Origin of the sequence: Pseudomonas sp. BIGb0176, from assembly GCF_024810175.1 — a bacterium.
GTDB classification, from domain to species: Bacteria; Pseudomonadota; Gammaproteobacteria; order Pseudomonadales; family Pseudomonadaceae; genus Aquipseudomonas; species Aquipseudomonas protegens.
This window is the reverse complement of the sequence record NZ_JANUEC010000001.1, coordinates 232,068-253,433: the sequence shown is the minus strand read 5'-3', so window position 1 is coordinate 253,433 and position 21,366 is coordinate 232,068. Positions and strand designations below refer to the sequence as shown.

Below are 21,366 nucleotides of genomic sequence, written 5' to 3'. Positions count from 1 at the left end.
AGCCTCGCAAATCAAAAAGTAGCGCTTGAGAATCAATCGCATAGCCACTAAGCTTCGTCTGCGTCAAGGACGACGCCCCCCTTCTTTTACCCCCCCTTCTGTGTAGAGTAGCGCTCATAACAATCCTGATAAGGAATCGATTATGACCGTGGGCAATCACACTTCTTTTGATATTTGCGCTGATTTCGACAGTGGCAACATCGACGTACTGGATATCAGCAACCCGTTGCAGGCACTGCTGGCCATCCGCCCGGATACCCGCAGCCCGCACTTCCAGTGGTTTCATTTCAAGGTCAGCGGCCTGCATGTCGGCCAGGAACACTGGTTTCGCCTGACCAACGCCAGCCAGTCCTCCTACAACAAAGCCTGGACCGGCTACCAGGCAGTGGCCTCCTACGACCATGTGAACTGGTTTCGCGTACCGACGATCTTCGAAGGCGACGCCTTGCGCTTCAACCTGGAAGCCACCCAGACCCATGCCTGGTTCGCCTACTTCGAACCCTACAGCCGTGGCCGCCACGACTGGCTGATCGACCAGGCCCTGACCAAGGCCGGCACCGAGTTGCTGGCCGTGGGTAAAAGCGTCGAAGGCCGGGACATCCAGTTGCTGCGCAAAGGCAGCGGCGCGCCAGGCCAACGCAAGATCTGGATCATCGCCCAGCAGCATCCCGGTGAGCACATGGCCGAATGGTTCATGGAGGGCGTGATCGAGCGCCTGTTCCGTCACGATGATGCGGAGCTCAACGCGCTACTGGCCAAGGCCGACCTGTACCTGGTGCCGAACATGAACCCCGACGGCGCATTCCACGGCCACTTGCGCACCAACGCCCAGGGCCAGGACCTGAACCGTGCCTGGCAGACCGCCAGCCAGGAACTCAGCCCGGAAGTGCTGTTCGTCCAGCAGCAGATGGAACAATACGGCGTCGACCTGTTTCTCGATGTGCACGGCGATGAAGAGATTCCCCACGTGTTCACCGCCGGCTGCGAAGGCAACCCGGGCTATACCCCGCGACTGGAGAAGCTCGAGGAGCATTTCCGCAGCCACCTGAAACGCCAGACCCGGGACTTCCAGACCACCCACGGCTACACCCGGGACAAACCCGGCCAGGCCAACATGGCCCTGGCCTGCAATGCCGTCGGGGAAAAGTACGACTGCCTGGCCCTGACCCTGGAAATGCCCTTCAAGGACCACGATGACAACCCCAACCCGCTCACCGGCTGGTCGGGCAAACGCTCCATGCAACTGGGCAAGGATGTGCTGAGCACCCTGGCCGACCTGGTGGATCACCTGCGCTGAACCCGACTGAGGGCTGCCCCCCCGTTGCGCAGCCCTCAGTCACCCTCCCCGACCGCCACCCGCCGGCAATCCTCCGGCCCCAGCAAGCGCCCGTCCGCCGAGCGCAGTTCCAGCGCGCGCAACGGCTGCCCGGTCTGCCGGTCGACCATCCGTGAATGCGCTTCCCCTTCCTGATAGAAAAACGCTTCGCCCCATTGGCGCAAGCCGATGATCAGGGGAAACAGCCCCCTGCCCTTTTCCGTCAGCACGTACTCCTGGTAGGCACTGCCATCGGACGCCGGGACAACCTCGAACACCCCATGTTCCACCAGGGTCCGCAGGCGTGTGGCCAGGATGTTCTTGGCCATGCCGAGGTTGCGCTGGAACTCGCCAAAACGGCGGATTCCGTCAAAGGCATCCCGCACGATCAGCAGCGACCACCAGTCGCCAATGGCGTCCAGTGAGCGGGCAACCGGGCACTCGGCATCTTGCAGGCTGGTGCGCTTGACCATGCAGGGCATTCTCCGATCAGGCCAAAGGAAAGTGGTTGCAATATAAAACCACGATCTTTACCGTACAACTGGTTTCATTATGAAACCAAAACCCGGAGCCCAACATGTCAGCCAATTCTTCCCCTCATGCCTCGCCTGCTCTTTCCACCAAAGTGGTGCTGCTATTCGCCATCGCCTGCGGTCTGGCGGTGGGTAACGTCTACTACGCCCAGCCACTGCTGGATGCCATGGCTCATACCTTCGACCTGGCGCCGGCCACCGTGGGCATCGTCATCACCCTGACCCAGGTCGGCTATGGCCTGGGCCTGCTGTTGCTGGTGCCCCTGGGGGACCTGTACAACCGGCGACGGCTGATCGTGACCCAGACCCTGCTCTCGGTGCTGGCCCTGCTCACCGTGGCCCTGGCCCCGAGCAGCGCCTGGCTGCTGCTGGGCATGGCCTGCATCGGCCTGCTGGCGGTGGTAACCCAGGTACTGGTGGCCTACGCCGCCAACCTGGCCCCGGCAGAGCAACGCGGCCGAACCGTGGGCATGGTCACCAGCGGCGTGGTGGTAGGCATCCTGCTGGCCCGTACCGTGGCCGGGACCATGGCCGACCTGGCGGGCTGGCGTTCGGTCTATCTGTTATCCGCCGGGCTGACCCTGGTGGTGGCCCTGGCCCTGTGGAAAACCCTGCCTACCCGCGAGCAACCCAAGGCCACCCAGGGTTACGGGCAATTGCTCGGTTCGCTGCTGCAACTGTTCAGGGAGGAAAAAGTGCTGCGGGACCGGGCGGTGCTGGCGATGCTGATCTTCGCCGCCGGCACCGTGCTGTGGACGCCATTGGTGTTGCCATTGAGTGCCCCGCCACTGTCCTTGTCCCACACCGAGATCGGCCTGTTCGGCCTCGCTGGCGCGGCAGGCGCCCTGGGCGCGGCACGGGCCGGGCACCTGGCCGACCGCGGCCTGGCGCAGTGGACCAGCGGCCTGGCACTGGGCCTGATGCTGCTGTCCTGGCTGCCCATTGCCTTCACTCAATCGTCCCTGTGGGCCCTGCTGTTCGGGGTAATCAGCTTCGACCTGGGCCTGCAGGCCGTGCACGTCACCAGCCAGAGCCTGATCTACAGCGTGCGCCCCGAGGCGCAGAGCCGACTGGCCGCCGGCTACATGCTGTTCTATTCCCTGGGCAGCGCCGCAGGCTCCATCGCCGCCACCGCCACCTATGCCTGGGCCGGCTGGACCGGGGTCTGCCTGCTGGGGGCCGGGATCAACGGCGTGGCGCTGATCTACTGGCTGTGGAGCCTGGCCCCGGGCAAAGCCGCGGCCAGGGTTCGTTGCGCCACTTGAGCCCGGCGCCGCCGGGTTCAATCAACCGCGGCCGCGCAACATGCTCTGCAGCACACCATCGCGACGTACCCAGCCATGGAACAGCGCCGCGGCCAGATGCAGCAGCACGGTGAAAAACAGCAGGTACGCCAGATAACCATGGGCCTTGCGCAACACCGCAAACAGCTGGGCATTGGCCGGCAGGATCGCCGGCAGTTGCAGCGAACTGCCGAGCATCACCGGGTCGCCGGCCGCCGAGATCATGCCCCAGCCCAGCAGCGGCAGGCTCAGCATCAAGGCGTACAGCAGCACATGGGAGGCCTTGGCCGCCAGCACCTGCCAGCCCGGCAGGTCTGCCGGCAACGGCGGTTGTCGGGTGTAGAAACGCACCCATAGGCGCACCAGCACCAACAGCAGGATGGCGATCCCCAGGGGCTTGTGCAGGTGGATCAGCCATTCATGACGCGCGGAAACCGAGGCCACCATGCCGGCGCCGATGAACAGCATGGCGATGATCAGCAACGCCATCAGCCAGTGCAGCAGGCGCGCCAGGGGAGCGAAATGTCGAGGTTGGCTATTCATGGACGTGGCTCCTGGGCGCCGGGCAATTGGCTGACTTCGCTGGTGCGACGCAGGTAGGAACTGGCGTAGGCCGCAGAGCGCGCTGCCAGCAGGGGGTCGTCGGACGCCTGGATGCCGCTGGGCAGGATCAGCGGGTCGTAATTGATGTCCCGACACTCGCCGCTGTTCTGCGCCTGGGTGCTTTGCAGCACCAGGGTCCCGGCGTTGATTACCGGCCGCTGCGCCGGCCAGGCCTTGCTGGCGTCATCCGTGGGGTCACCGGGCGCCGCCAGGGTGATCTGCAAGCGCCAGCGCAGCGGCCCTTGGGCCAGGCGCCGAACCAGGTCCTGCTCCAGGTAGTCGGCGCCTTGCGGGGCACTGCCTGCATCAGGCCCATCCCGGGTCTCGGGCACTACCCCCCAGCGCACTGCCTGGCGCTTGCCGCTGCCATCCACCAGGTAGAAGGCATTGATCCCGTTGTAGCTTTCACTGGCATAGCTGGCCGAAGGTTTGGCGCCCTTGACCCATTGCAGGAACGGCGTCGCCTCGGGATGGCTGGCGAAGAATGCCGGCACTTTGCTCGGGTCCGGCTTGCCCGTGGCCGGATCAGGGGAGCCGGCCTGTTGCAACTGATAGAAGGCTTCGGGAGTGCCCACCGGGAACACCGGCATGCTGTTCATCCCGGTCCGCCACTGCTGGCCGTTGGCCTGGAGGAAACGCAGCGCCAGGCTGCGGATCGGCACGCTGCTGTCCGGCGCATAGGGGTTGCCACTGGGCAGGGCAAAGCGCCCCACCACCGGCGTGCGTGCCTCATTGAACACCAGCGCCGTGGAGTAGGCCCGGGCCTCGCCGCTGCTTTCGAAGTAACCGATGACGCACACCCCTTTGGCGTGATTGCGGCGATACCCCGGGTGCACGCCATTGTTGGTTTCCAGCACATCCACCAGGGCCTTGGGGGTCAGGCGACCGGGATCGAGGCTGCCATGCACATAGGCCAGAGCCGCCGCAGCGACGGCCACCACCAGGGCGATTGCCCCCAGGCGCAGGGTCAGGCTGACAGGCCCCAGGGGTGGGCGGTCGGGCTTTGATGAAGGATCAACCATGGGACATCTCCAATACGCATAGCCATGAGGGCAAGGATCTGTCAGACGCAGCTCGCCCAGGGTTATTCCACGACCGGTATTTATTTTCCTGCGGCTGGAATAACCTGCTGTGCGGCGCGTCTTCCTAGCCTCAAGCCTAGTGACTGGCCCAGCATCCGCAGGATTTCATGAACGATCTCGACCAACAGCTACGCCCGCTGATTCCAAGGCTGCGCCGCTTTGCCCTGTCCCTGACGCGCCAGCCCAGCAGCGCCGACGATCTGGTGCAGGCCTGCCTGGAACGCGCCCTCGCCGGATGGACCGGGAAACGCCCCGAAGGCGACCTGCGGGCCTGGCTGTTCGCCATCCTCTACCGGCAGTTCCTCGATGCCCACCGGCGTTCCCGACGCTACGCGCGGATGCTGGAGTTCTTCACCGGCCGTGACGACAGCCAGCCCTCGGTGGAGCGCACGGTGATGGCGCAATCGACCCTGGAAGCCTTCGACCGCCTGAATGCCGAACAGCGCGCCCTGCTGCTCTGGGTGTCGGTGGAAGGCTTGAGCTACAAGGAGATCGCCGAGATTCTCCAGGTGCCCACCGGCACCGTGATGTCGCGCCTGTCCCGGGCCCGCCAGGCCCTGCGCCAACTCAGCGACGGCGAAATCAGCAGCCCTTCTCTACGGATACTCAAATGATCAGCCTGCCCCCCAGCGACAGCGACTTGCACGCTTATGTCGACCACCAACTCAGTGAGCAGGACCGCCGGCTGCTGGAGCACTACCTGGCCAGCCACCCGCAGGTGGCGGCCCGGGTCCAGGCCTGGCAGCAGGACGCCCAGCACCTGCGGGCGGCCCTGGGTGGTGCACTGCTGCAACCGGCCAACCCGGCGCTGGACCCGGTGCAGATCCGCGCGCGCCTGAAGCAACGTAGCCTGCGCCGCCTGGCCAGTGCCGCGGTGCTCCTGGTGGCGGTGGGCGTGGGCGGCCTGAGCGGCTGGCAGGCGCGGGAACTGACCCTGGCCGGCAGCAGCGTGCTGCCCATGACCGACGCCCTGCAGGCCTATCGTCTGTTTGCCGAGCAGGGCATGCTCCCCGCGGACTTCAAGGTACAGGGCAATCAGAGCATGCAGGCCTGGCTGGACCGTTACTTCACCCAGGCCAGCCCATTGCCGGATCTGCAGGGGGCCGGGTTCAGGGCCGTCAGCGGGCGCCTGCTGAGCACCGAGCAAGGCCCGGCGGCCATGGTGCTGTACGAGGATCGCGAGGGGCGCAAGGTCAGCTTCTACATCCGCCCGCCAGGGCCGCAGAACAAACTGCTGCCCCCGGGCAGCCGCCGCGAGGGCCCGTTGCAGGCGCAGTACTGGTCCGGCCAGGGCTACAACTACGCCATGGTCGGCCCGGCGGAAATTCCCCTGTAGCCCTCAGAAGCCCACGTCCAGCACCACGTTGTCGATATAGGTGCCGGCCGGCGGGGTGCTCTGGTCGGTGTAGATCCTGGCGTTGTAGTTGAAGATCTGGCTGCCGGTGCCCAGGCCGTTGCCGGGGTTCACCTCGGCATCGGTGCTGGAGCGCCGGGCACTGCCGACACTGCCCCAGCGGGTGCTACCGGCACTCTTGAAGATGTCGTAGGCCAGGTAGTTGCTGCCGGAAATCATCTGCCTGCGCCCCCCCGCACTCACCGGGTGCTGGCCGTCGCTCAGGCCCACGGTGTAGGCACTGCCCTTGGTGCAGGCCAGGTTGATGGTCTGCCCGGTCACCGTCGCGAAGGCGCTGATCACCGGCGCGCTGCCGAAACTGATGTTCGGCGCAGTGATCACGCAATCGTTGGACACCGTCATGTTCACGGTCAGGCTCTGGGTACCGCTGCCGACATCCCGGCCCAGACAGATCCCCAGGGCGCCGATTCCGGAGCAATAGTTCCAGCTCCAGAGAATGCTCAGGTTCTCGGTATAGACCCCCGCCGCCACGTTGCTGCCGATGAGGGTACCCAGGTAGATGGGCACCGTCTTGGCCACGGTCGGGCTGCCCAGCAGGCCCAGCAGGTCGATGATGGAATTGCGGGCGAAGTCGAACTGCACCCCGCGGGTGATCGGATAGCTGGTGCTGTTGTTGGCGTACAGGGTGTAGCTGATGACGTCGCCGGTAGGTCCCACCATGCCGCTGGTGGTGGAGGTGATGGTGGCGTAGAAATGATCGTTGCTGGCCAGAATGCTCAGCAGCGAGCCGGTACAGCTCAGCCCGGCATTGGTGGTGGAGGCCGGCTGCGAGGTGGTGCGCACCAGGATCGAGCTGACGGTACCGAAGCCTGCCGGCGCGGTCGGGACCGTCGTGCACAGTGCCTGGGCCGTGCACGACAGCACGCTTGCCAGCAGCCCCAGTATTGCCTGTTGCCATCCCTTGCCCGCATTCACACGCCACGCTCCTTGATCCGGTGATACCGCCGTTACTGACAGACCAGCGGGCCGATCAACGGCACCTGCTGCTGTTGCATGTCGATGTCGAACTGCGCCCGGCAGGTCTTGCCGTCGGCCAGTTCCACGTGCAGGGTGTTTTGGGCCGCGAGGTTTTCCAGATAGACCAGCCCATCCCAGCCGACCACCGTCCGCGCCCCGCTCTGCTCATGAGTAACGTTGCTGCCCAGGGGCAGCTCGCGCTGCTGGGCGTCCACCAGCACCACGCTGGCGGCAATGATCCGGGTCAGCGGAAACTCCAGCAGGTAGCCGCTGCCACGCCGCACCGCCACCCGCTGCTCGACATTCGGGCTCTGCACGTTGGCCGGCAGGTTCAGCGGATCGATCTCGTACTTGCCGCGGTAATAGGCGCTGCTCCAGGGCACCAGCAGATGGCCGTTCTTGTCGGTCTGGCCCACCAGCTGGTTTTCATAGCGCACCGGGATGTCCTTGTAGCCGTCGGTACTGACCACCACGAAGGCGTCGTCGATCTGGTTGGCGGCGAACACCTGGCGGTCCATCCACACCAGTGAACCGCTGGCATCGGCCCAGCGGGTCTCGGCATCGCTGGTGCCATAGACCCCGGCCTGCAGGCGCACCGACTGCAGGCGCCAGGTCACATCGGCCTGGCGATAGTCGGCGCCACTGCCGGTGGCGTAGCCAAGGTTGTAGCCAACCCCGCCTTCGATCGGCACCGAGCGGCTGAAGTTGACCCGCTGGCGGTTTTCCCCGGTCTTGCTGCGCTCGTTGCTCAGGCTCAGGCTGCCGTGCAGGTCGAAGGGGACCACCAGTTGTGCCTGCATGGCCCAGTGGCTGTCGCCGATCTCGCGGTTGGCCGACAGGTAGAAGCTGCTGCTGTGCCACAGCGGCTTGCTCCAGGTCAGGTTCAACAGCCGGGTACGGGTCGAGTCGGCGGCGCGCACGTCGAAATAACCGGCGCCCAGGCTGCCGAAGCGCTCCAGGTTGAGGCTCAGGGTCAGTTGCTCGCTACGCTGGCTGAGGCTGGTGTAGGGGCTGTCGACCACCGTCAGGTCGGCGTACTGATCACGCCGCTGCACCCGCTGGTAGGCGACGCTGTAGCGCTGGCTGCTGTACTGATAGCCAAGGCTCAACTGCTGGCCGCCGTCGCCGTCGAAACGGCTCTGGCTGACGGCGGTATTGATCACCCCGAACTGCCCCAGCCGCAGGTTGCCACCGACCCCGCCCAGGGTCAGGGAGTCCGAGGCTTCGGCATGGCCTTCCAGGGTCAGGCTGTCGCTCAGGCCGTAGCGCAGGCTGCCGGAAGTCACCCCCGGGCCATAGCCGAAGTCGCGCAGGGTGTAGTCCCGGCGCAAGGTACCCGCGGCCACCGAGAAGTCCGTCAGGCCCTTTTGCAGCAAGGTGCTGGTGACGTAGAACGGCACCGTGGTGGACACCTGCCGGCCAAGGGCATCGGTGGTGACCACCACCGCTTCGCCGGCGCCGTTGATGAAGGGAATGTTGGTCAGGGTGTAGGGGCCGGGCTGCAGGTCGGCGCTGCTGGATTTGTAGCCGTTGATGAACAGGTCCACCGAGGACGGCACCGCTGCTTCCCCGGCGAACTGCGGCAAGGGATAGGTCACCAGGTCCGGACGCACCGAGAAATCCCGGGACAGTTGCACCCCGCCCAGGCGCACCGAGTTGCTCCAGGGCAAGGCGCCACTGATCAGGTCACCGGCCTCGTAGGTCAGCAGGCGTTCATCGTCGGAAAAACGCCAGGTGGTGTCATAGCGTCGGTAACCGTTGTTCAGGGAGCTGTTCCCAACCCCCGACAGGGTCTGGCGGTACTGCCCGGTGTTGGACAGCGTGCCCCAGGAGTCGAACAGCCGCACCTCGTTCCAGGCCGCCAGGTAGGTGCCGCCGTCATCGGTGTCGTTGAGGTACAGGTCGTAGTTGAGCAACCCGCCGAAGCTGCTCAGGGCCGGGGTCCGTGGGTAAGCCTGGCGGCTGCCGATGAATTGCTCCGGCAGCCAGTCGGGCGGCACGTCCAGCAGCAGCCGCTGGCCCTGGCTGTCGTAGTCGCTGTGCAGGCCCGGCAGGCTGTCCAGGTCGACCTCGGCGCCCAGCCCCTCGGGCAGCTTGATCCCGGTTTCACGCAGGGTCTGCGCCGGCAGAAACAGCCGGCCGGAGCGCTGCTCCACCGCCACCACCTTCCCTGTGCTCATCTGATTGATCACCAGTTCCAGAAACAGCTGTGCATCGGCCATCGACTCCAGGCTGCTGGGCGGCGGCGGCAGTTCGCCCGCCGGCACCTCTGCGGCCAGCATCAGGCTACACAGGCCGGTCACCAGCCCTTGCCACCTGCGAAAACGCCGAGCCGGGTCCTGGCTCATTGCGGGCTCAAGTCCATCTATGGACATCTCCATCCCGGGGCGGATGCGCCACCGCGCTCACATCCGTCCGTACCTCTCCCCACCGGCCGTCCGACTGGCGGCCGCGTTGCGCCCGAGGCTCAGTGCGTAGGCGCCAGGTCCTGTACCTGCGGTGCTCCATTGACCCGCAGTTGCAGGGTCGACTCGGCCGCCAGGGTTTCCGGCACCGGCCAGCGCATCACCGCCCCGGGCAACACATAGCCCAGCAGCCCAGGCGCCACGGGCCGGGCCTGCCCGCCCTGCTTGAAGGCCACATCGGTCAGGCGGGCGTGCACCGCGCCCTGGTTGCGCAGCTCGAAAAACGTCTTGCCGTCCACTGCCACCTTGCGCCAGCTCAGGTCCGGCACGCCGGCCCCCTTGGGATCGCGTGGACGGGAGGTGTCTTCCTTGCTCCACAGCCCGGCGCCATAGGCGAACAAAGGCACCGAGTAGCGCATCTGGAAGCGGATCGCTGCCGCACTCTTGGCATCCCCTTCCGGGGTGATGGGCTTGGCCGAGGGAATCTCGTCGATGATGATCCGGTACGCCAGCTCCTGCCCCGGTGGCACCTCGCGGGTGCGGGTCAGGCGTACCAGTTGCTTCTGCCCCGGCTCGATCTTCGCCACCGGCGGGCTGCCGATGACATCGCGCTGGTTCTGGTACTGGTCGGCAAAGCCGCTCTGGCTCCAGGCAAACACCCGGATCTGCAGGTTGGCGGTCTCGGTACCGCGGTTCTCCAGCCACAACGCGCTGGCCTGCTGATCGGCCTCCAGTACCGGGTCGATCGGCCAGATCAGCACCGAACTGGCGGCCTGGACCCTGGGTACAACTGCCAACAGCCCCGCCAGGATCAGATAACCGGTCCCCCGCATGCCCTGCAAAGGTAAATGCATACTGCTACTCCTTGTCCGCCTGCCGGCTGGTTATGAATGCGCCCCATCACCACGACAGCTGCACCTGCAGCACATCGCTGTACGTCCCCCCAGGCTGATTGCCCGGCAACTGCACCTGCCCGTAGATCGGCAGGCTGATGTTATTGGCATCGCTGTAGGCCACGGCCACGCTCTGACCTATCCCCAGGCTCTGGCTGTAGCCCGCATCGCGAAACAACTGATAGGCCACCCGCGCACTGCCGCTATTGAGCTGCATGTGCCGGCCACTGCTGTTGTACTGGCCTCCGTCCACCGTCATGTTCAGGGTCACCCCCGGCGTGCACTGCAACTGCACGCCCCCGGTGAGCGCCACTCTGACCGTGCTGGTGGACAGCGCCGACTGGCTGCCGAAGGCCAGGCTGCCGTAGTTGCTGACGCCCCCCATCACCAGGCACCCGGCGGTGATGGTGGCGCTGACCTGGAAGCTCTGGCTGGTGGCCGCAGCGATCCACCCCGGCCAGGCACTCGCGCAGGCCAGGAGCAGCAGCGCACAAGCGTGGCTGGCCATGGCATCAGAAGGTCAGTTGCACGGACACCGTATCGGTGTAGGTGCCGGCCGGTAGCCCCGCCTTGCCCACCGCCTGGCCATAGAGGTTCACGGTTTGCGCCACCCCGGTGCTTGGCGCCAGGTTGATCACGCCGTTGATCGCGACGATCTGCGAATGCCCGGAGTCGGTGTACAGGTCATAGGGCACATAGTTGGCCACCCCGTCGAACAGGGCCCGGGTGCCACCGGTGGACTTGCCGTCATTGGCGCCGCCCTGGATGGTCAGGGTCGGCGTGGTGCCGGTGGAGCAGAGGATCGACAGCGCGCCGCCACCGCCGCCCAGCACTTGGCCGGTGGCGGTGGTGAACAGGCTGTTGGTGGTGCCGAAGTTCAGGGCACCGAAGTTCAGTCCGGTGCTGCCGCCGACGCCGTTGACCTGGCAACTGCTGGTGAGGATCAGGGTCGAGCTGATCTGCCCGGTGACCGTGGTGGCGGCATTGGCCGTTGAAGCCATGACCAGCCCCAACAGAGGCCAGCCGATTCTGGATACAAGCGCGTGCATGATGTGTGTCCTCTCATGGTTTACCAATCCAGCGTGATGGTCAGGGTGTCGGTGTAGAGCCCTGCCGGAACCGCGCGGGTATTCGCGACCACAGAGCCGAACACCGGGATGGGAATCCGTCTGCCGCTGCTCACTGCGAAATTGCGCTGCTGGCCGATGCTGTAGCTGTCGCTACCGGAAGCATCGACGAACAATCGATAGGGGATGGTCTGGCGACCATTGCTCAAGCGCCGGGTCGTGCCGTCGCCGTTGAGGCCGCCATTGATGGTCACGGTGAAGCCGGTGACCGAGGAGTTGCAGGCCACCTGCAGCTGGCCCTCGGCGCTGTTGGTGAGGCTGGCCTTGATCGGCGCGACCCAGGTCGGGCCCTGCTGGCCGAAGTTGAGCATGCCCGGGTCGCCGATCGGGCTGGCAGACGGATCGCCGCCGCTGCTGACCTGGCAGGCAGCGGTAATCACCAGGCGTGCCTGGATCTGCCCGCTGATTGCCGCCTGGGCGTCGTCCGCCAACAGGCACAACGAACCCAGGGCGACAATCGTCCAGGTCCTGCCTTTCATTGCAGCCATCCCAGTTCCATCAGGACTCCCACATGGGCCGTTCACCATGAACCGCCCTCCCTGCTCTGCCCCGTTACTGGTGGCAGCATTCATGCCCCGGCCCTACCAGGTCAGGGTCACTTTCAATACATCGGAATAACCGCCGGCCCGGGGGATCTCGGCCAAAGGTTCGATACGCCCGTACAAGGGCAGGTCCACCGTGCCGGAATCCGGCACCCGGCCACTGACCGGTACATTCACCGGCAGCGGAATCCGCCGGGCCGGGTCCTGGTAGAGGCGATAAGGAATGGGTTTGCCGGCCCGGGTGTTGCTGGCCAGGTAGCGCACTTCGCCGACACCACCGTGCAGGCCGCCGTCGATGCGCATCTGATAGGGGGTATCGGGGTTGCATTCCAGGCGCGGCTGGCGGCTGCCCGGCAGTGCCGCCGACAAGGGCCCGGCCGGGTCGTCCAGGCGTGCGGTGCTGCCGAAGTCCAGGGTACCGAGCTGTTCGATCCCCGCTTCGCGCTGCTGGCCGACCAACTGGCAGCCACGCAGCACATCGACCCGGACCTGCACCTGCAAGTCCGCGGCCCCTGCTGTCGCGCTGAGCAATGCGCTCATCACTGCCACACCCTTATATCCATTCAAGGCCTCAATCCTTATGAGGAGCATTCGCTGAAGTCAGGTTAGCAACCCGCGGGGAAACCGCCAGTTAGCGTATTAATTGCTCACGGCATGAGCGCTGCGCCGGCACGGCTGCAGCCATGCCTTTTCGAGATGACTGGCCGGGGCATTTTCTATTGGTTAAATTGGCGCGCCGCTCTTAAGGTGAGCGGCCTGGAACCATCGGGGTAATCAACATTGGCCGCTTTACCGCCAAAACCTGCACAGACTCGATCTCCCTGGCGTCGCCTGTTCGCCAGGCCCGCCCGCCGCCCGAGCGCCGCTGGCGCGCTGATCCATGACTACTTTCGCCATAAGGCCCAGGACCTGGGCTACACCCTGAGCCATGGCCAGTTGCAGGTGATCGAGCGCATGGGGCAACTGGCCGACGCCCTGGAGCAGGCCACCCCGCAGGCGCCGAGCCTGTACCTGTATGGCGCCGTGGGGCGGGGCAAGAGCTGGCTGCTGGACGGCTTCTTCCGCGCCCTGCCCATCGCCGAGAAACAGCGCCTGCATTTCCATGACTTCTTCGCCCAACTGCACCAGGGCATGTTTCGCCACCAACAGCAGGCCGATGCCCTGGAAACCACCCTGGACGAGCTGCTCCGCCAGTGCCGGGTACTGTGTTTCGATGAGTTCCATGTCCACGACATCGGCGACGCCATGCTCATCACCCGGCTGTTCAAGGCCCTGTTCAAGCGCGGCATCGTGCTGCTGGTGACCTCCAACTACGCTCCCGAAGGCCTGCTGCCCAACCCGCTGTACCATGCCCGCTTCAAACCGGTGATCGAACTGATCAACGCGCGCATGCAGGTCATGGAAGTCGGCGGTGCCGAGGATTACCGGACCCACGCGCAAACCCACGAGCAACAGGCCTTTACCCGGGGGCAGTATCTCTGGCCCGGCACCGCGGCCCAGCGCCAGGCGCTCAAGCTGCCCGAACGCCATGCCCCGGCAACGCTGCTGCAGGTCGGCAGCCGCCAGCTGACCACCCGCCAGCGCCAGCAGCGCAGCATCCGCTTCGAATTCAACGACCTGTGCCAGCAGCCCACGGCAGTCATGGACTACCTGGAACTGAGCCGCCAGTTCGACACCTGGATCATCGATGAACTGCCGCCACTGGCGGAGTGCTCGATCGCCGCCCAGCAGCGCTTCATCAATCTGATCGACGTGCTCTACGACCAGGACAAGCGCCTGCTGCTGATCGGCCAGCGCCCGCTGGCCGAAAGCCTGGGCGGCCACGCCATCGACCTGGCCCGCACCCGCAGCCGCCTCGGGCAATTGCAGGAAGTCGGCCCCGAGCACCCGCTTGAGCAGGTAGCCAGATGAGTTCGATCAGCTTTTGCGAGCTGGTGTGCCTGCACCTGCAAGATTCAACCCTCCAGCACTCCCGGCTATTTGGCCTGGAGAGTTTCTCGGCAGCCGAACTGGCGGCCAAAGGCTATGAGCGGGTCGGCGAGCCCCAGGACTTTCACCAGTATGAAAAAAGCTGCACGACCCGCTACCACCAGCGAACCCTGGAGGTGCTGTTCAAGTGCTACTTCCTTGACCGGCAACGGGTCGGCAGTGGCTTCAACCTGGCCCCCGGGGCCCGCCTGACGTCCGTGCTCAAGTACAGGAAACGCCTTGCAGCCCAGCAAAACCTACCCCCTTCACAGTTGGCGTTCCATTTCTCGGACGACAAGCAGGAAGGCGCGGTGATTCTGGATGACCGGCACGTCATGCGTTTCAACCAATGGAGCCGCCAGGGCGCCTACCTGCTTGCAACCCTGGAGAGCGACTTCGACCTGGAAAGCCCGCTGGGCAGAGCCGCCACCGGATCGGTAAAAAATACCCTGGAGCATCACAGCCTGGAGTCGATGCTGGCTGAAGCCGGGAACTCCAGGCACCCCGCGGCATTTCGCCGGCTGGCTGGAGCACTGCAAGATGCAAGCATTTGACCGCCAAGAGATTTACCGACTGGCAGAGGCACTCTTGCGCGCCATTGAACATGCCCAGCCAACAGCATTGGCGGCAGTTGGCGTGAGCCCGGCCATTTATGCAGAAATCCTCGAAGAGCTGGACAGCTCGGGAGAACAGGCCGGGGACCTGGCCCTTGCGCCCTATGATCGGGCATTCCAGCCGGACCGCAGCGGCCGGGTGGCCCTGGACCTTTACCCGCTGGGCACCGAGCCATCGACCATGAGAGTGGCCTGCCAGCTGTGGTCCAAAGGCCGCAAGACCGACCTGACCCTGATTGCCGACTACGTTCAAGGAGCGGGCGCGTTGGCCTTCAGGCTGCTGGAAACCCAATAGCCCCCATCCCATGGCCGCTCAGGCAGCAAAAACCGCCGAACTGCTTTATTCTGCCCGCCTTTTTCTTCTTTCGAGTGTTGACGCTGTTCATGGATACCCTTGCCCAACTGCGGGCTGGCCAACTGGCCGGCATCAAGCGCCTGGACCTGTCCTGCGGGCTGACCGAGTTCCCCCGGGAAATCTTCGATCTGGCCGACTCCCTGGAGATCCTCAACCTCAGTGGCAACGCCCTGAGCAGCCTGCCCGAGGACCTGCACCGGCTCACTCGCCTGCGCATCCTGTTCTGCTCGGACAACCGGTTCAGTGAAGTACCGGCCTGCCTCGGCCAATGCCTGCAACTGAGCATGATCGGCTTCAAGGCCAACCGCATCGAGCGGGTGCCGGCCGCCGCCCTGCCACCGCAACTGCGCTGGCTGATCCTCACCGATAACCGCATCGCTGAGCTGCCGGAAGAACTGGGCCAGCGCCCGCTGCTGCAAAAACTCATGCTCGCCGGCAACCGCCTGACCCGCCTGCCCGAAAGTCTGGGCCAGTGCCACCGCCTGGAACTGCTGCGGATTGCCGCCAACCGCCTGACCGAGCTGCCGCCGTTCCTCCTGGCCCTGCCGCGCCTGACCTGGCTGGCCTACGCCGGCAATCCGCTGGAGTCGGAAGCCGACGCCACGGCGCTGGCATCCACGCCAAGCATCCCCTGGAGCGAACTGACCCTGGAACAGCGCCTGGGCGAAGGCGCCTCGGGGGTGATTCACCAGGCGCAATGGCAGCCCGCCGGGCAACCGCCGCGAGCGGTGGCGGTCAAGCTGTACAAGGGCGAGATGACCAGCGACGGCTCGCCGCTGCATGAAATGAACGCCTGTATCAGCGCCGGGCTGCACCCGAACCTGATCCGCGTCGAAGGCCGCATCCTCGACCACCCCCAGGGCCAGAACGGCCTGGTGATGCAGTTGATCGACAAAAGTTTTGCCAACCTTGCAGCGCTGCCCAGCCTGGACTCCTGCTCCCGGGACATCTACCCGGACGACACCCGCTTCAACGCCGACGTAACCCTGGGCATCGCCCGGGGCATTGCTTCGGTGGGCGCGCACCTGCACGCCCAGGGCATCACCCATGGCGACCTCTATGGCCACAACACCTTGTGGAACGCCCAGGGCGACTGCCTGCTGGGGGATTTTGGCGCAGCGTCCTTCCATGCCCAGGACGACACCGTGCAAAGCCGGGCGCTGCAACGCCTGGAAGTACGGGCCTTCGGTATCTTGCTGGAGGAATTGCTGGAGCGCGGGGATGGCTCGCTGAGCCTGGGGCAACAGCAGAAACTGGCGGCGCTGGTGCAGCGCTGCTGCCAGCCGGAGGTACTGGCGCGACCGGGCTTTACCCAGGTCTGCGAGGAATTGGCGGGGCTTTAAAACAGCTTCGCCGGCCAGTCGGCTCCTACAGAGGAATGCAGGAGCCGGCTGGCCGGCGAATCGCCTTAGCCTGCCAGGCCGACGAACATGTCCTGCACGTCGTCATGGTTGTCCAGGCCTTCGAGGAACGCCTCGACTTCAGCCATCTGCTCATCGCTCAGGCCGCTGACCGGGTTCTTCGGCTGGTAGCCAAGCTTGGCCGAAAGCACGGTGAAACCTTGCTCGGGCAGGGCTTTCTGTACCGCATCCAGGTCCGCAGGCTCGGTCAGGAACAGGGTCGCGCCCTCTTCGCCCGGCTCGAAGTCCTGGGCACCGGCCTCGATGGCGGCCAGTTCCGGATCGGCGTCCGGGCTGTCCGGCGAGGCCTCGATCATGCCCACGTGGTTGAAATCCCAGGACACCGAACCCGAAGCGCCCAGTTGGCCCTTGCGGAACGCCACGCGGATTTCCGCCACGGTACGGTTGATGTTGTCGGTCACGCATTCAACGATCAGGGGTACCTGGTGCGGGGCAAAACCTTCGTAGGTCACGCGGTGGTACTGCACGGTCTCGCCCAGCTGGCCCGAGCCTTTCTTGATGGCACGCTCCAGGGTCTCGCGGGGCATCGAAGCCTTTTTCGCCTGTTCCACCACCAGCCGCAGGTGGGCGTTGGTGGCGGTGTCGGCGCCGTTACGTGCGGCGATGGTGATCTCTTTGACCAGCTTGCCGAAAATCTTGCCCTTGGCATTGGCTGCCGCTTCTTTGTGTTTAACCTTCCACTGTGCGCCCATTACTCACTCTCTTGATCTATGGCGTCGAGTTGGATTTGGCCGACGCGATGGGCAAGTTTATACGTCCTCAAGGCCCTGATCGACCAAAAAGTCAGTGGCTGGCAGGCTTCAGCCCTTGTCGGCCTTGCCGGCCGCCGCAGCGAAACGCGCCAGGCGCACATCCAGGTGCCGCGGCCGGCGCCCGTGGTCCTCGGCCCGTTCCTTGCGGCGGATGGCGTTGCGCACCACCAGCGAACCCAGGTAGCGGATCGGCTCCGGCGGGAAGTAGCCCAGGGGGCCATTGACCAGCGGCGAGCGAGTCCAGGGGTTGTCCAGCCCCTGCACCAGGGAGGCGAGGATCTGCCCGCCCATATGGCAGGGGCCGACGCCGCTGCCGGAATACCCGAAACCGTAGAACACATTGCCCGCGCGGCTCATCTGGCCGAAGAACGGCAAGCCGGTCACCGAGCGATCCGACGGGCCATTCCAGGTGGCCGCCACCGGCACGTCGGCAAAGGCCGGGAAGAACTGCCCCAGGCTGCGCTTGAGCAAGCCGGCGTAGGGCGACGGCTGGTCGAACACCGGCAGCATCCGCCCGCCATAGGCGAAGGTGTTGCCGCCCTTGCCGAGCATGATCCGACCGTCCGGGGTGTTGTGGTAGTAGTGCACGAAGATCCGCGAATCCAGCACCGTCACGCCGCTGGTCAGGCCGATCTGCTGCAGCAGTTGGGGCCGCGGCTCGGTGATCAGCATGTCGCTGGAAACAATCGCCACGCTGCGCTCGAATTGCGGGAAGGCTCGGGCCATCCAGGCATTCATCGCCAGTACCACGCGCTCGGCGCGGATCTGCCCCATGGGTGTGCGCAACAGCGCCGGGCGCCCCTCCTCCAGCCCGGTCATGGCGGTGTTCTCATGAATCCTCACGCCCAGTTGCAGGGCCACCCGGCGCAGCCCGCGCACCAGCAGGCCCGGCTGTACGCTGGCCGCCGCCGGCGAATACCAGCCCTCCAGATGCTGGCTGGAACCGGCCATGCGCTGCACGTCGGCCAGGGGTCGCTTGTCGAAGGAGTTGATGCCGCGGCGCTCCAGCGCAGCGATCACGCCATCGGTGGAGCCGACCTGGGCCGGGTTGGTGGCCGTGTACAAAGTGCCGTCGAGGCGGTACTGGGCATCCACCCCGTAGCGCTCGCAGAAGGCGCCGATGGCATAGATGCTCTGCTCGGATTCCTTGACCAGGCGCACGGCCTCCTCGACACCGAACAGCCGCTCCAGGGTGAAGTACTTGGCCGACCAGGACAGCGCACAGCCGCCGTTGCGCCCACTGGCACCGGCGCCGCAGATATCCGCCTCGATCAGCAGCACGTCCAGCCCGGGGTTCTGCTCCTTGAGCATGATGGCGGTCCACAGCCCGGTGTAGCCGCCGCCGACAATCGCCACCTGGCAGGTGGTATCGCCCGACAGTGGCGGGCACGCCGGTGAGGGTTGCTGTTGCAGGGCCTGTTCCAGCCAGAAAGGTCGCATGGTGAGTCTCCAGGTAAAAAACGGCGAGTGGGTTCGCTGGCAAGCCTGCTCCTACAAGCCTTCGTAGGAGCCGGTTTGCCGGCGAAGAGGCCCGAAAGTCAGGTACGCAGCGGTTTGATCAGCAAAGGTCCATTGGGAACGAGTGCGCGCACCGGCTCGAGCCCTTGGGGCCGGCTGTTCCAGTACGGCACCAGCACCAGGGCCGAGACCAGGGCGCAGGCGGCAAACACGATGAACACCGTGACCGTGTCGAAGTAACCCGGCAGCAGGCCACCCAGCACCGCGCCCACCGAGCCGCAGCCATTGACGAAACCGGCCGCGGTGGCCCCGGCCTTGGCCGAGCCGAAGTCGATGGCTGCAGCGCCACAGATCATCGAGTCCGGCCCGTACAGGGTCAGGCCCATGAAAAACAGCAGGGCCATCACCAGCACGACGCTGCCGGTATGCAGAGCGCCCATGAACAGCGCCAGGGACAGGGTCAGCGCCAGCAGGCTGATGACACAGGCCGGCATGCGCCGGGCGCCGAACAGCTTGTCCGAGGCCAGGCCGATCATCACCGGCCCCAGCAGCCCGGCCAGCTCGAAGCTGGTGGGCACGATCGCCGCCCCCACCTTGCCCACCGACGGCATCTGTTCGTAGACGATCACCGGCCCCCACAGCAGGATCGCGTAGCGCGCCGGCTTGAGCAGGAAGTACGACAGCCCGAGGATCAGCACCGTGCGGTTGCGCAGGATCTCGCGCAGCGGTTCCCAGACGCTCATGCGCCGTTCGGCGGCGTCTTCTTCGGCGCTCTGCGGGGGCAATGGCTCCACGGCCGGCAGGCCCACGTCCTCCGGGGTATTGCGCTGGAAGATGAAGAACAGCACCGCGGTCAGGCCCACCACCACCGCACTGGAAATGAACGCCGCGTGCCAGGTGCCGATCAGCGTATAGGCCCACCAGCCGGCAAAGGGCGAGGCCACCAGGCCGCCGAAGGCGTAGCAGGAACTCCACAGCCCCAGCACCCTGCCGCGCTGCCCGGCGGGAAAGAAACTGCCGATGTTCTTGCACAGCCCCGACCAGCCCGTGGACTGCGCCAGCCCCTGGACCAGCATGCAGGTGGCGAACACCGGCAAGGTGGCGAAGCTGCCCATCACCAGCGCCGCAGCGGCGGAAATCAGCAAGCCGCCCAGCAGCACCACCCGCGGGCCGAAGCGGTCGGCGAAGATGCCCCAGGTGAACTGCCCCACGGCGTAGGCCGCCAGGTAGATGGCGTCGAGGTTGGCCATGGCCATCTTGTCGAGGGTGAAGTCGGGATCGTCGGCGATCCCGAGCTTGGCGACGGAAAAGGCTTTGCGGGTGAAGTAGAACGCCGCGTAGGCGATCCAGGTGATGGCGAAAATCTGCACGCGCCAACGTTTGATGGTGCCGATCTGCTTGTTCATTGTGGTTCTGACCTCAGGGTGAGTGTGCCGGCAGGATGCGAAGCAAACGCCTGTGTTTTTTATTCTTGAGCACTGCAGCAGGGCCCTCGCGGCGGGCGCTGCTGGTCAGATGAGTCCTGTTGCCGGCCCGTTTCGGGGACCGAAGCTGCACGCACAGGCCTCAGGGCCCGGTGCCGGTCGACCGAACGGTCACTGGGCTTGCAGGGATGGAAGCAATTACTGACTAATAAATGAAATCGATTTATCGTATTTCAAATATAAGCTCAGCTTGTAAGAGGATTGGCCCATGTCGGTTTCCCACGCCCAATTGAAAGCCTTCCACGCCGTGGCGGTGCACGGCAGCTTCACCCGGGCGGCCGAACGCCTGTACCTGACGCAGCCGGCGATTTCCGACCAGGTGCGCAAGCTCGAAGAGCGCTTCGGGGTGCTGTTGTTTCATCGCAACAAGCGCTCGGTGCGCCTGACCGACCTGGGCGAGCGCCTGCTGGCCATCACCCAGCGCCTGTTCGTGGTGGAAGCCGAAGCCAAGGAGCTGCTGCAGGAGTCCCGGGCCTTGCAGACCGGCAGCCTGGTACTGGCGGTGGATGCCCCGGTGCATGTGCTGCCGCAGATCGCCCGGTTCTGCGAGCTGTACCCCGGGATCAATGTGAAGATCGAAACCGGCAACACCGATGAATCGCTGCTGCGCCTGTTCAATTACCAGGCCGACCTGGCTCTGCTGGGGCGGGCCGTGGACGACGAGCGCCTGCTGTCTCTGACCCTGCGCAACGACCCGATGGTGGCGTTCGTCTCCCGTCACCACCCCTGGGCCGGCCGCCAGTCCATCTGCCTCGCCGACCTGGACGACACGCCCCTGGTGCTGCGGGAGGTCGGTTCGGTAACCCGCCAGACCCTGGAAGAGGAAATGAACCGCGCCGGCCTGCGCATCCGCCCGACCATCCAGGTGGAAGGTCGCGAAGCCGCGCGCGAAGCGGTGGTGGTGGGCATTGGCGTGGGGGTGGTCTCGGCGGCGGAGTTCGGCGCCGACGCCCGGGTCTGCGCCCTGCCGATCGTCGACTGCCAGCGGCGCCTGACCGAAACCCTGGTGTGCCTGCGCGAACAGAGTTCACGACGGATCGTCGCCACCTTCCTCGACCTGGTACGCGAAAGCCTGGCCTCCCCCACCGCCCTGTAGGAGCCGGCTCGCCGGCGAAGGCGATCTCCAGGCACCCCTACCGTAGGAGCCGGCTTGCCGGCGA

At 65.5% G+C, this 21,366-nt stretch carries 22 protein-coding genes; 9 read left to right on the top strand and 13 right to left on the bottom strand.

Annotated features, from left to right (window positions below; translation table 11 throughout):
* Window positions 1-142: 142 nt before the first annotated feature.
* Entirely contained in the window at window positions 143-1,297 is a 1,155-nt protein-coding gene (locus M2395_RS00995; RefSeq protein WP_011062229.1) for a M14-type cytosolic carboxypeptidase, read from the top strand.
* Between the two features lie 35 nt (window positions 1,298-1,332).
* Here M2395_RS00995 and M2395_RS00990 read toward each other — a convergent pair whose 3' ends face one another.
* On the bottom strand, window positions 1,333-1,788 hold the full coding sequence (locus M2395_RS00990) for a helix-turn-helix domain-containing protein (RefSeq protein ID WP_015636320.1): 456 nt from the start codon (window positions 1,786-1,788) through the stop codon (window positions 1,333-1,335).
* Between the two features lie 104 nt (window positions 1,789-1,892).
* Between M2395_RS00990 and M2395_RS00985 the strand changes: the two genes are divergently transcribed.
* Window positions 1,893-3,113 carry an MFS transporter gene (locus M2395_RS00985; RefSeq protein ID WP_053152715.1) on the top strand — a complete coding sequence of 407 codons (1,221 nt, stop codon included), beginning with the start codon at window positions 1,893-1,895 and terminating at the stop codon, window positions 3,111-3,113.
* A gap of 21 nt (window positions 3,114-3,134) precedes the next feature.
* Here M2395_RS00985 and M2395_RS00980 read toward each other — a convergent pair whose 3' ends face one another.
* Window positions 3,135-3,674 (bottom strand): cytochrome b, encoded by a 540-nt coding sequence (locus tag M2395_RS00980; protein ID WP_011062232.1) that lies wholly within the window; start codon window positions 3,672-3,674, stop codon window positions 3,135-3,137.
* Window positions 3,671-4,756 carry a catalase family peroxidase gene (locus M2395_RS00975; protein WP_053152717.1) on the bottom strand — a complete coding sequence of 362 codons (1,086 nt, stop codon included), beginning with the start codon at window positions 4,754-4,756 and terminating at the stop codon, window positions 3,671-3,673. The genes M2395_RS00980 and M2395_RS00975 overlap by 4 nt, the downstream gene beginning before the upstream one ends.
* A gap of 167 nt (window positions 4,757-4,923) precedes the next feature.
* On the opposite strand from M2395_RS00975, the gene M2395_RS00970 reads away from it, so the two are divergent.
* On the top strand, window positions 4,924-5,430 hold the full coding sequence (locus tag M2395_RS00970) for an RNA polymerase sigma factor (protein ID WP_053152719.1): 507 nt from the start codon (window positions 4,924-4,926) through the stop codon (window positions 5,428-5,430).
* A complete protein-coding gene (locus M2395_RS00965) occupies window positions 5,427-6,152 on the top strand; it encodes an anti-sigma factor (RefSeq protein WP_019095137.1) in 726 nt (241 codons plus the stop codon). Before M2395_RS00970 ends, M2395_RS00965 begins: the two co-directional genes overlap by 4 nt.
* Window positions 6,153-6,155: 3 nt before the next feature.
* Here M2395_RS00965 and M2395_RS00960 read toward each other — a convergent pair whose 3' ends face one another.
* The 7 genes from M2395_RS00960 to M2395_RS00930 all read right to left on the bottom strand — a co-directional run bounded on the left by M2395_RS00960 (window position 6,156) and on the right by M2395_RS00930 (window position 12,694).
* The gene (locus M2395_RS00960; RefSeq protein ID WP_123430466.1) at window positions 6,156-7,145 is read right to left on the bottom strand and encodes a spore coat U domain-containing protein; all 990 of its coding nucleotides are present in this window, start codon (window positions 7,143-7,145) and stop codon (window positions 6,156-6,158) included.
* A gap of 32 nt (window positions 7,146-7,177) precedes the next feature.
* A complete protein-coding gene (locus tag M2395_RS00955) occupies window positions 7,178-9,535 on the bottom strand; it encodes a fimbria/pilus outer membrane usher protein (RefSeq protein WP_123430465.1) in 2,358 nt (785 codons plus the stop codon).
* A 119-nt stretch (window positions 9,536-9,654) separates the two neighbouring features.
* A complete protein-coding gene (locus M2395_RS00950) occupies window positions 9,655-10,446 on the bottom strand; it encodes a molecular chaperone (RefSeq protein WP_015636325.1) in 792 nt (263 codons plus the stop codon).
* Window positions 10,447-10,492: 46 nt separating this feature from the next.
* A complete protein-coding gene (locus M2395_RS00945; protein WP_123430464.1) occupies window positions 10,493-10,993 on the bottom strand; it encodes a spore coat U domain-containing protein in 501 nt (166 codons plus the stop codon).
* 4 nt (window positions 10,994-10,997) lie between these two features.
* Window positions 10,998-11,534 carry a spore coat protein U domain-containing protein gene (locus M2395_RS00940; RefSeq protein ID WP_015636327.1) on the bottom strand — a complete coding sequence of 179 codons (537 nt, stop codon included), beginning with the start codon at window positions 11,532-11,534 and terminating at the stop codon, window positions 10,998-11,000.
* 20 nt (window positions 11,535-11,554) lie between these two features.
* Entirely contained in the window at window positions 11,555-12,091 is a 537-nt protein-coding gene (locus tag M2395_RS00935; protein WP_011062241.1) for a spore coat U domain-containing protein, read from the bottom strand.
* Window positions 12,092-12,193: 102 nt separating this feature from the next.
* Window positions 12,194-12,694 (bottom strand): spore coat U domain-containing protein, encoded by a 501-nt coding sequence (locus M2395_RS00930; protein ID WP_015636329.1) that lies wholly within the window; start codon window positions 12,692-12,694, stop codon window positions 12,194-12,196.
* 240 nt (window positions 12,695-12,934) lie between these two features.
* On the opposite strand from M2395_RS00930, the gene zapE reads away from it, so the two are divergent.
* The 4 genes from zapE to M2395_RS00910 all read left to right on the top strand — a co-directional run bounded on the left by zapE (window position 12,935) and on the right by M2395_RS00910 (window position 16,434).
* A complete protein-coding gene (gene zapE, locus M2395_RS00925) occupies window positions 12,935-14,065 on the top strand; it encodes a cell division protein ZapE (protein WP_053159484.1) in 1,131 nt (376 codons plus the stop codon).
* Window positions 14,062-14,676, top strand: a complete 615-nt coding sequence (locus tag M2395_RS00920) for a hypothetical protein (protein ID WP_077934507.1) — start codon at window positions 14,062-14,064, stop codon at window positions 14,674-14,676. The genes zapE and M2395_RS00920 overlap by 4 nt, the downstream gene beginning before the upstream one ends.
* The gene (locus M2395_RS00915; RefSeq protein ID WP_077934508.1) at window positions 14,663-15,031 is read left to right on the top strand and encodes a hypothetical protein; all 369 of its coding nucleotides are present in this window, start codon (window positions 14,663-14,665) and stop codon (window positions 15,029-15,031) included. The genes M2395_RS00920 and M2395_RS00915 overlap by 14 nt, the downstream gene beginning before the upstream one ends.
* Window positions 15,032-15,120: 89 nt before the next feature.
* Window positions 15,121-16,434 carry a leucine-rich repeat-containing protein kinase family protein gene (locus tag M2395_RS00910; protein WP_077934509.1) on the top strand — a complete coding sequence of 438 codons (1,314 nt, stop codon included), beginning with the start codon at window positions 15,121-15,123 and terminating at the stop codon, window positions 16,432-16,434.
* Between the two features lie 65 nt (window positions 16,435-16,499).
* Here the strand turns inward: M2395_RS00910 and M2395_RS00905 are convergent, their stop codons facing one another.
* The 3 genes from M2395_RS00905 to M2395_RS00895 form a co-directional block, all read right to left on the bottom strand.
* Entirely contained in the window at window positions 16,500-17,204 is a 705-nt protein-coding gene (locus M2395_RS00905; RefSeq protein ID WP_011062247.1) for a YebC/PmpR family DNA-binding transcriptional regulator, read from the bottom strand.
* A gap of 108 nt (window positions 17,205-17,312) precedes the next feature.
* Window positions 17,313-18,704 (bottom strand): FAD-dependent oxidoreductase, encoded by a 1,392-nt coding sequence (locus tag M2395_RS00900; protein WP_047337316.1) that lies wholly within the window; start codon window positions 18,702-18,704, stop codon window positions 17,313-17,315.
* Window positions 18,705-18,802: 98 nt separating this feature from the next.
* Window positions 18,803-20,128 carry an MFS transporter gene (locus M2395_RS00895; protein WP_123430463.1) on the bottom strand — a complete coding sequence of 442 codons (1,326 nt, stop codon included), beginning with the start codon at window positions 20,126-20,128 and terminating at the stop codon, window positions 18,803-18,805.
* A gap of 286 nt (window positions 20,129-20,414) precedes the next feature.
* Between M2395_RS00895 and M2395_RS00890 the strand changes: the two genes are divergently transcribed.
* Window positions 20,415-21,302, top strand: a complete 888-nt coding sequence (locus M2395_RS00890; RefSeq protein WP_011062250.1) for a LysR substrate-binding domain-containing protein — start codon at window positions 20,415-20,417, stop codon at window positions 21,300-21,302.
* The last annotated feature ends 64 nt before the right edge of the window (window positions 21,303-21,366 follow it).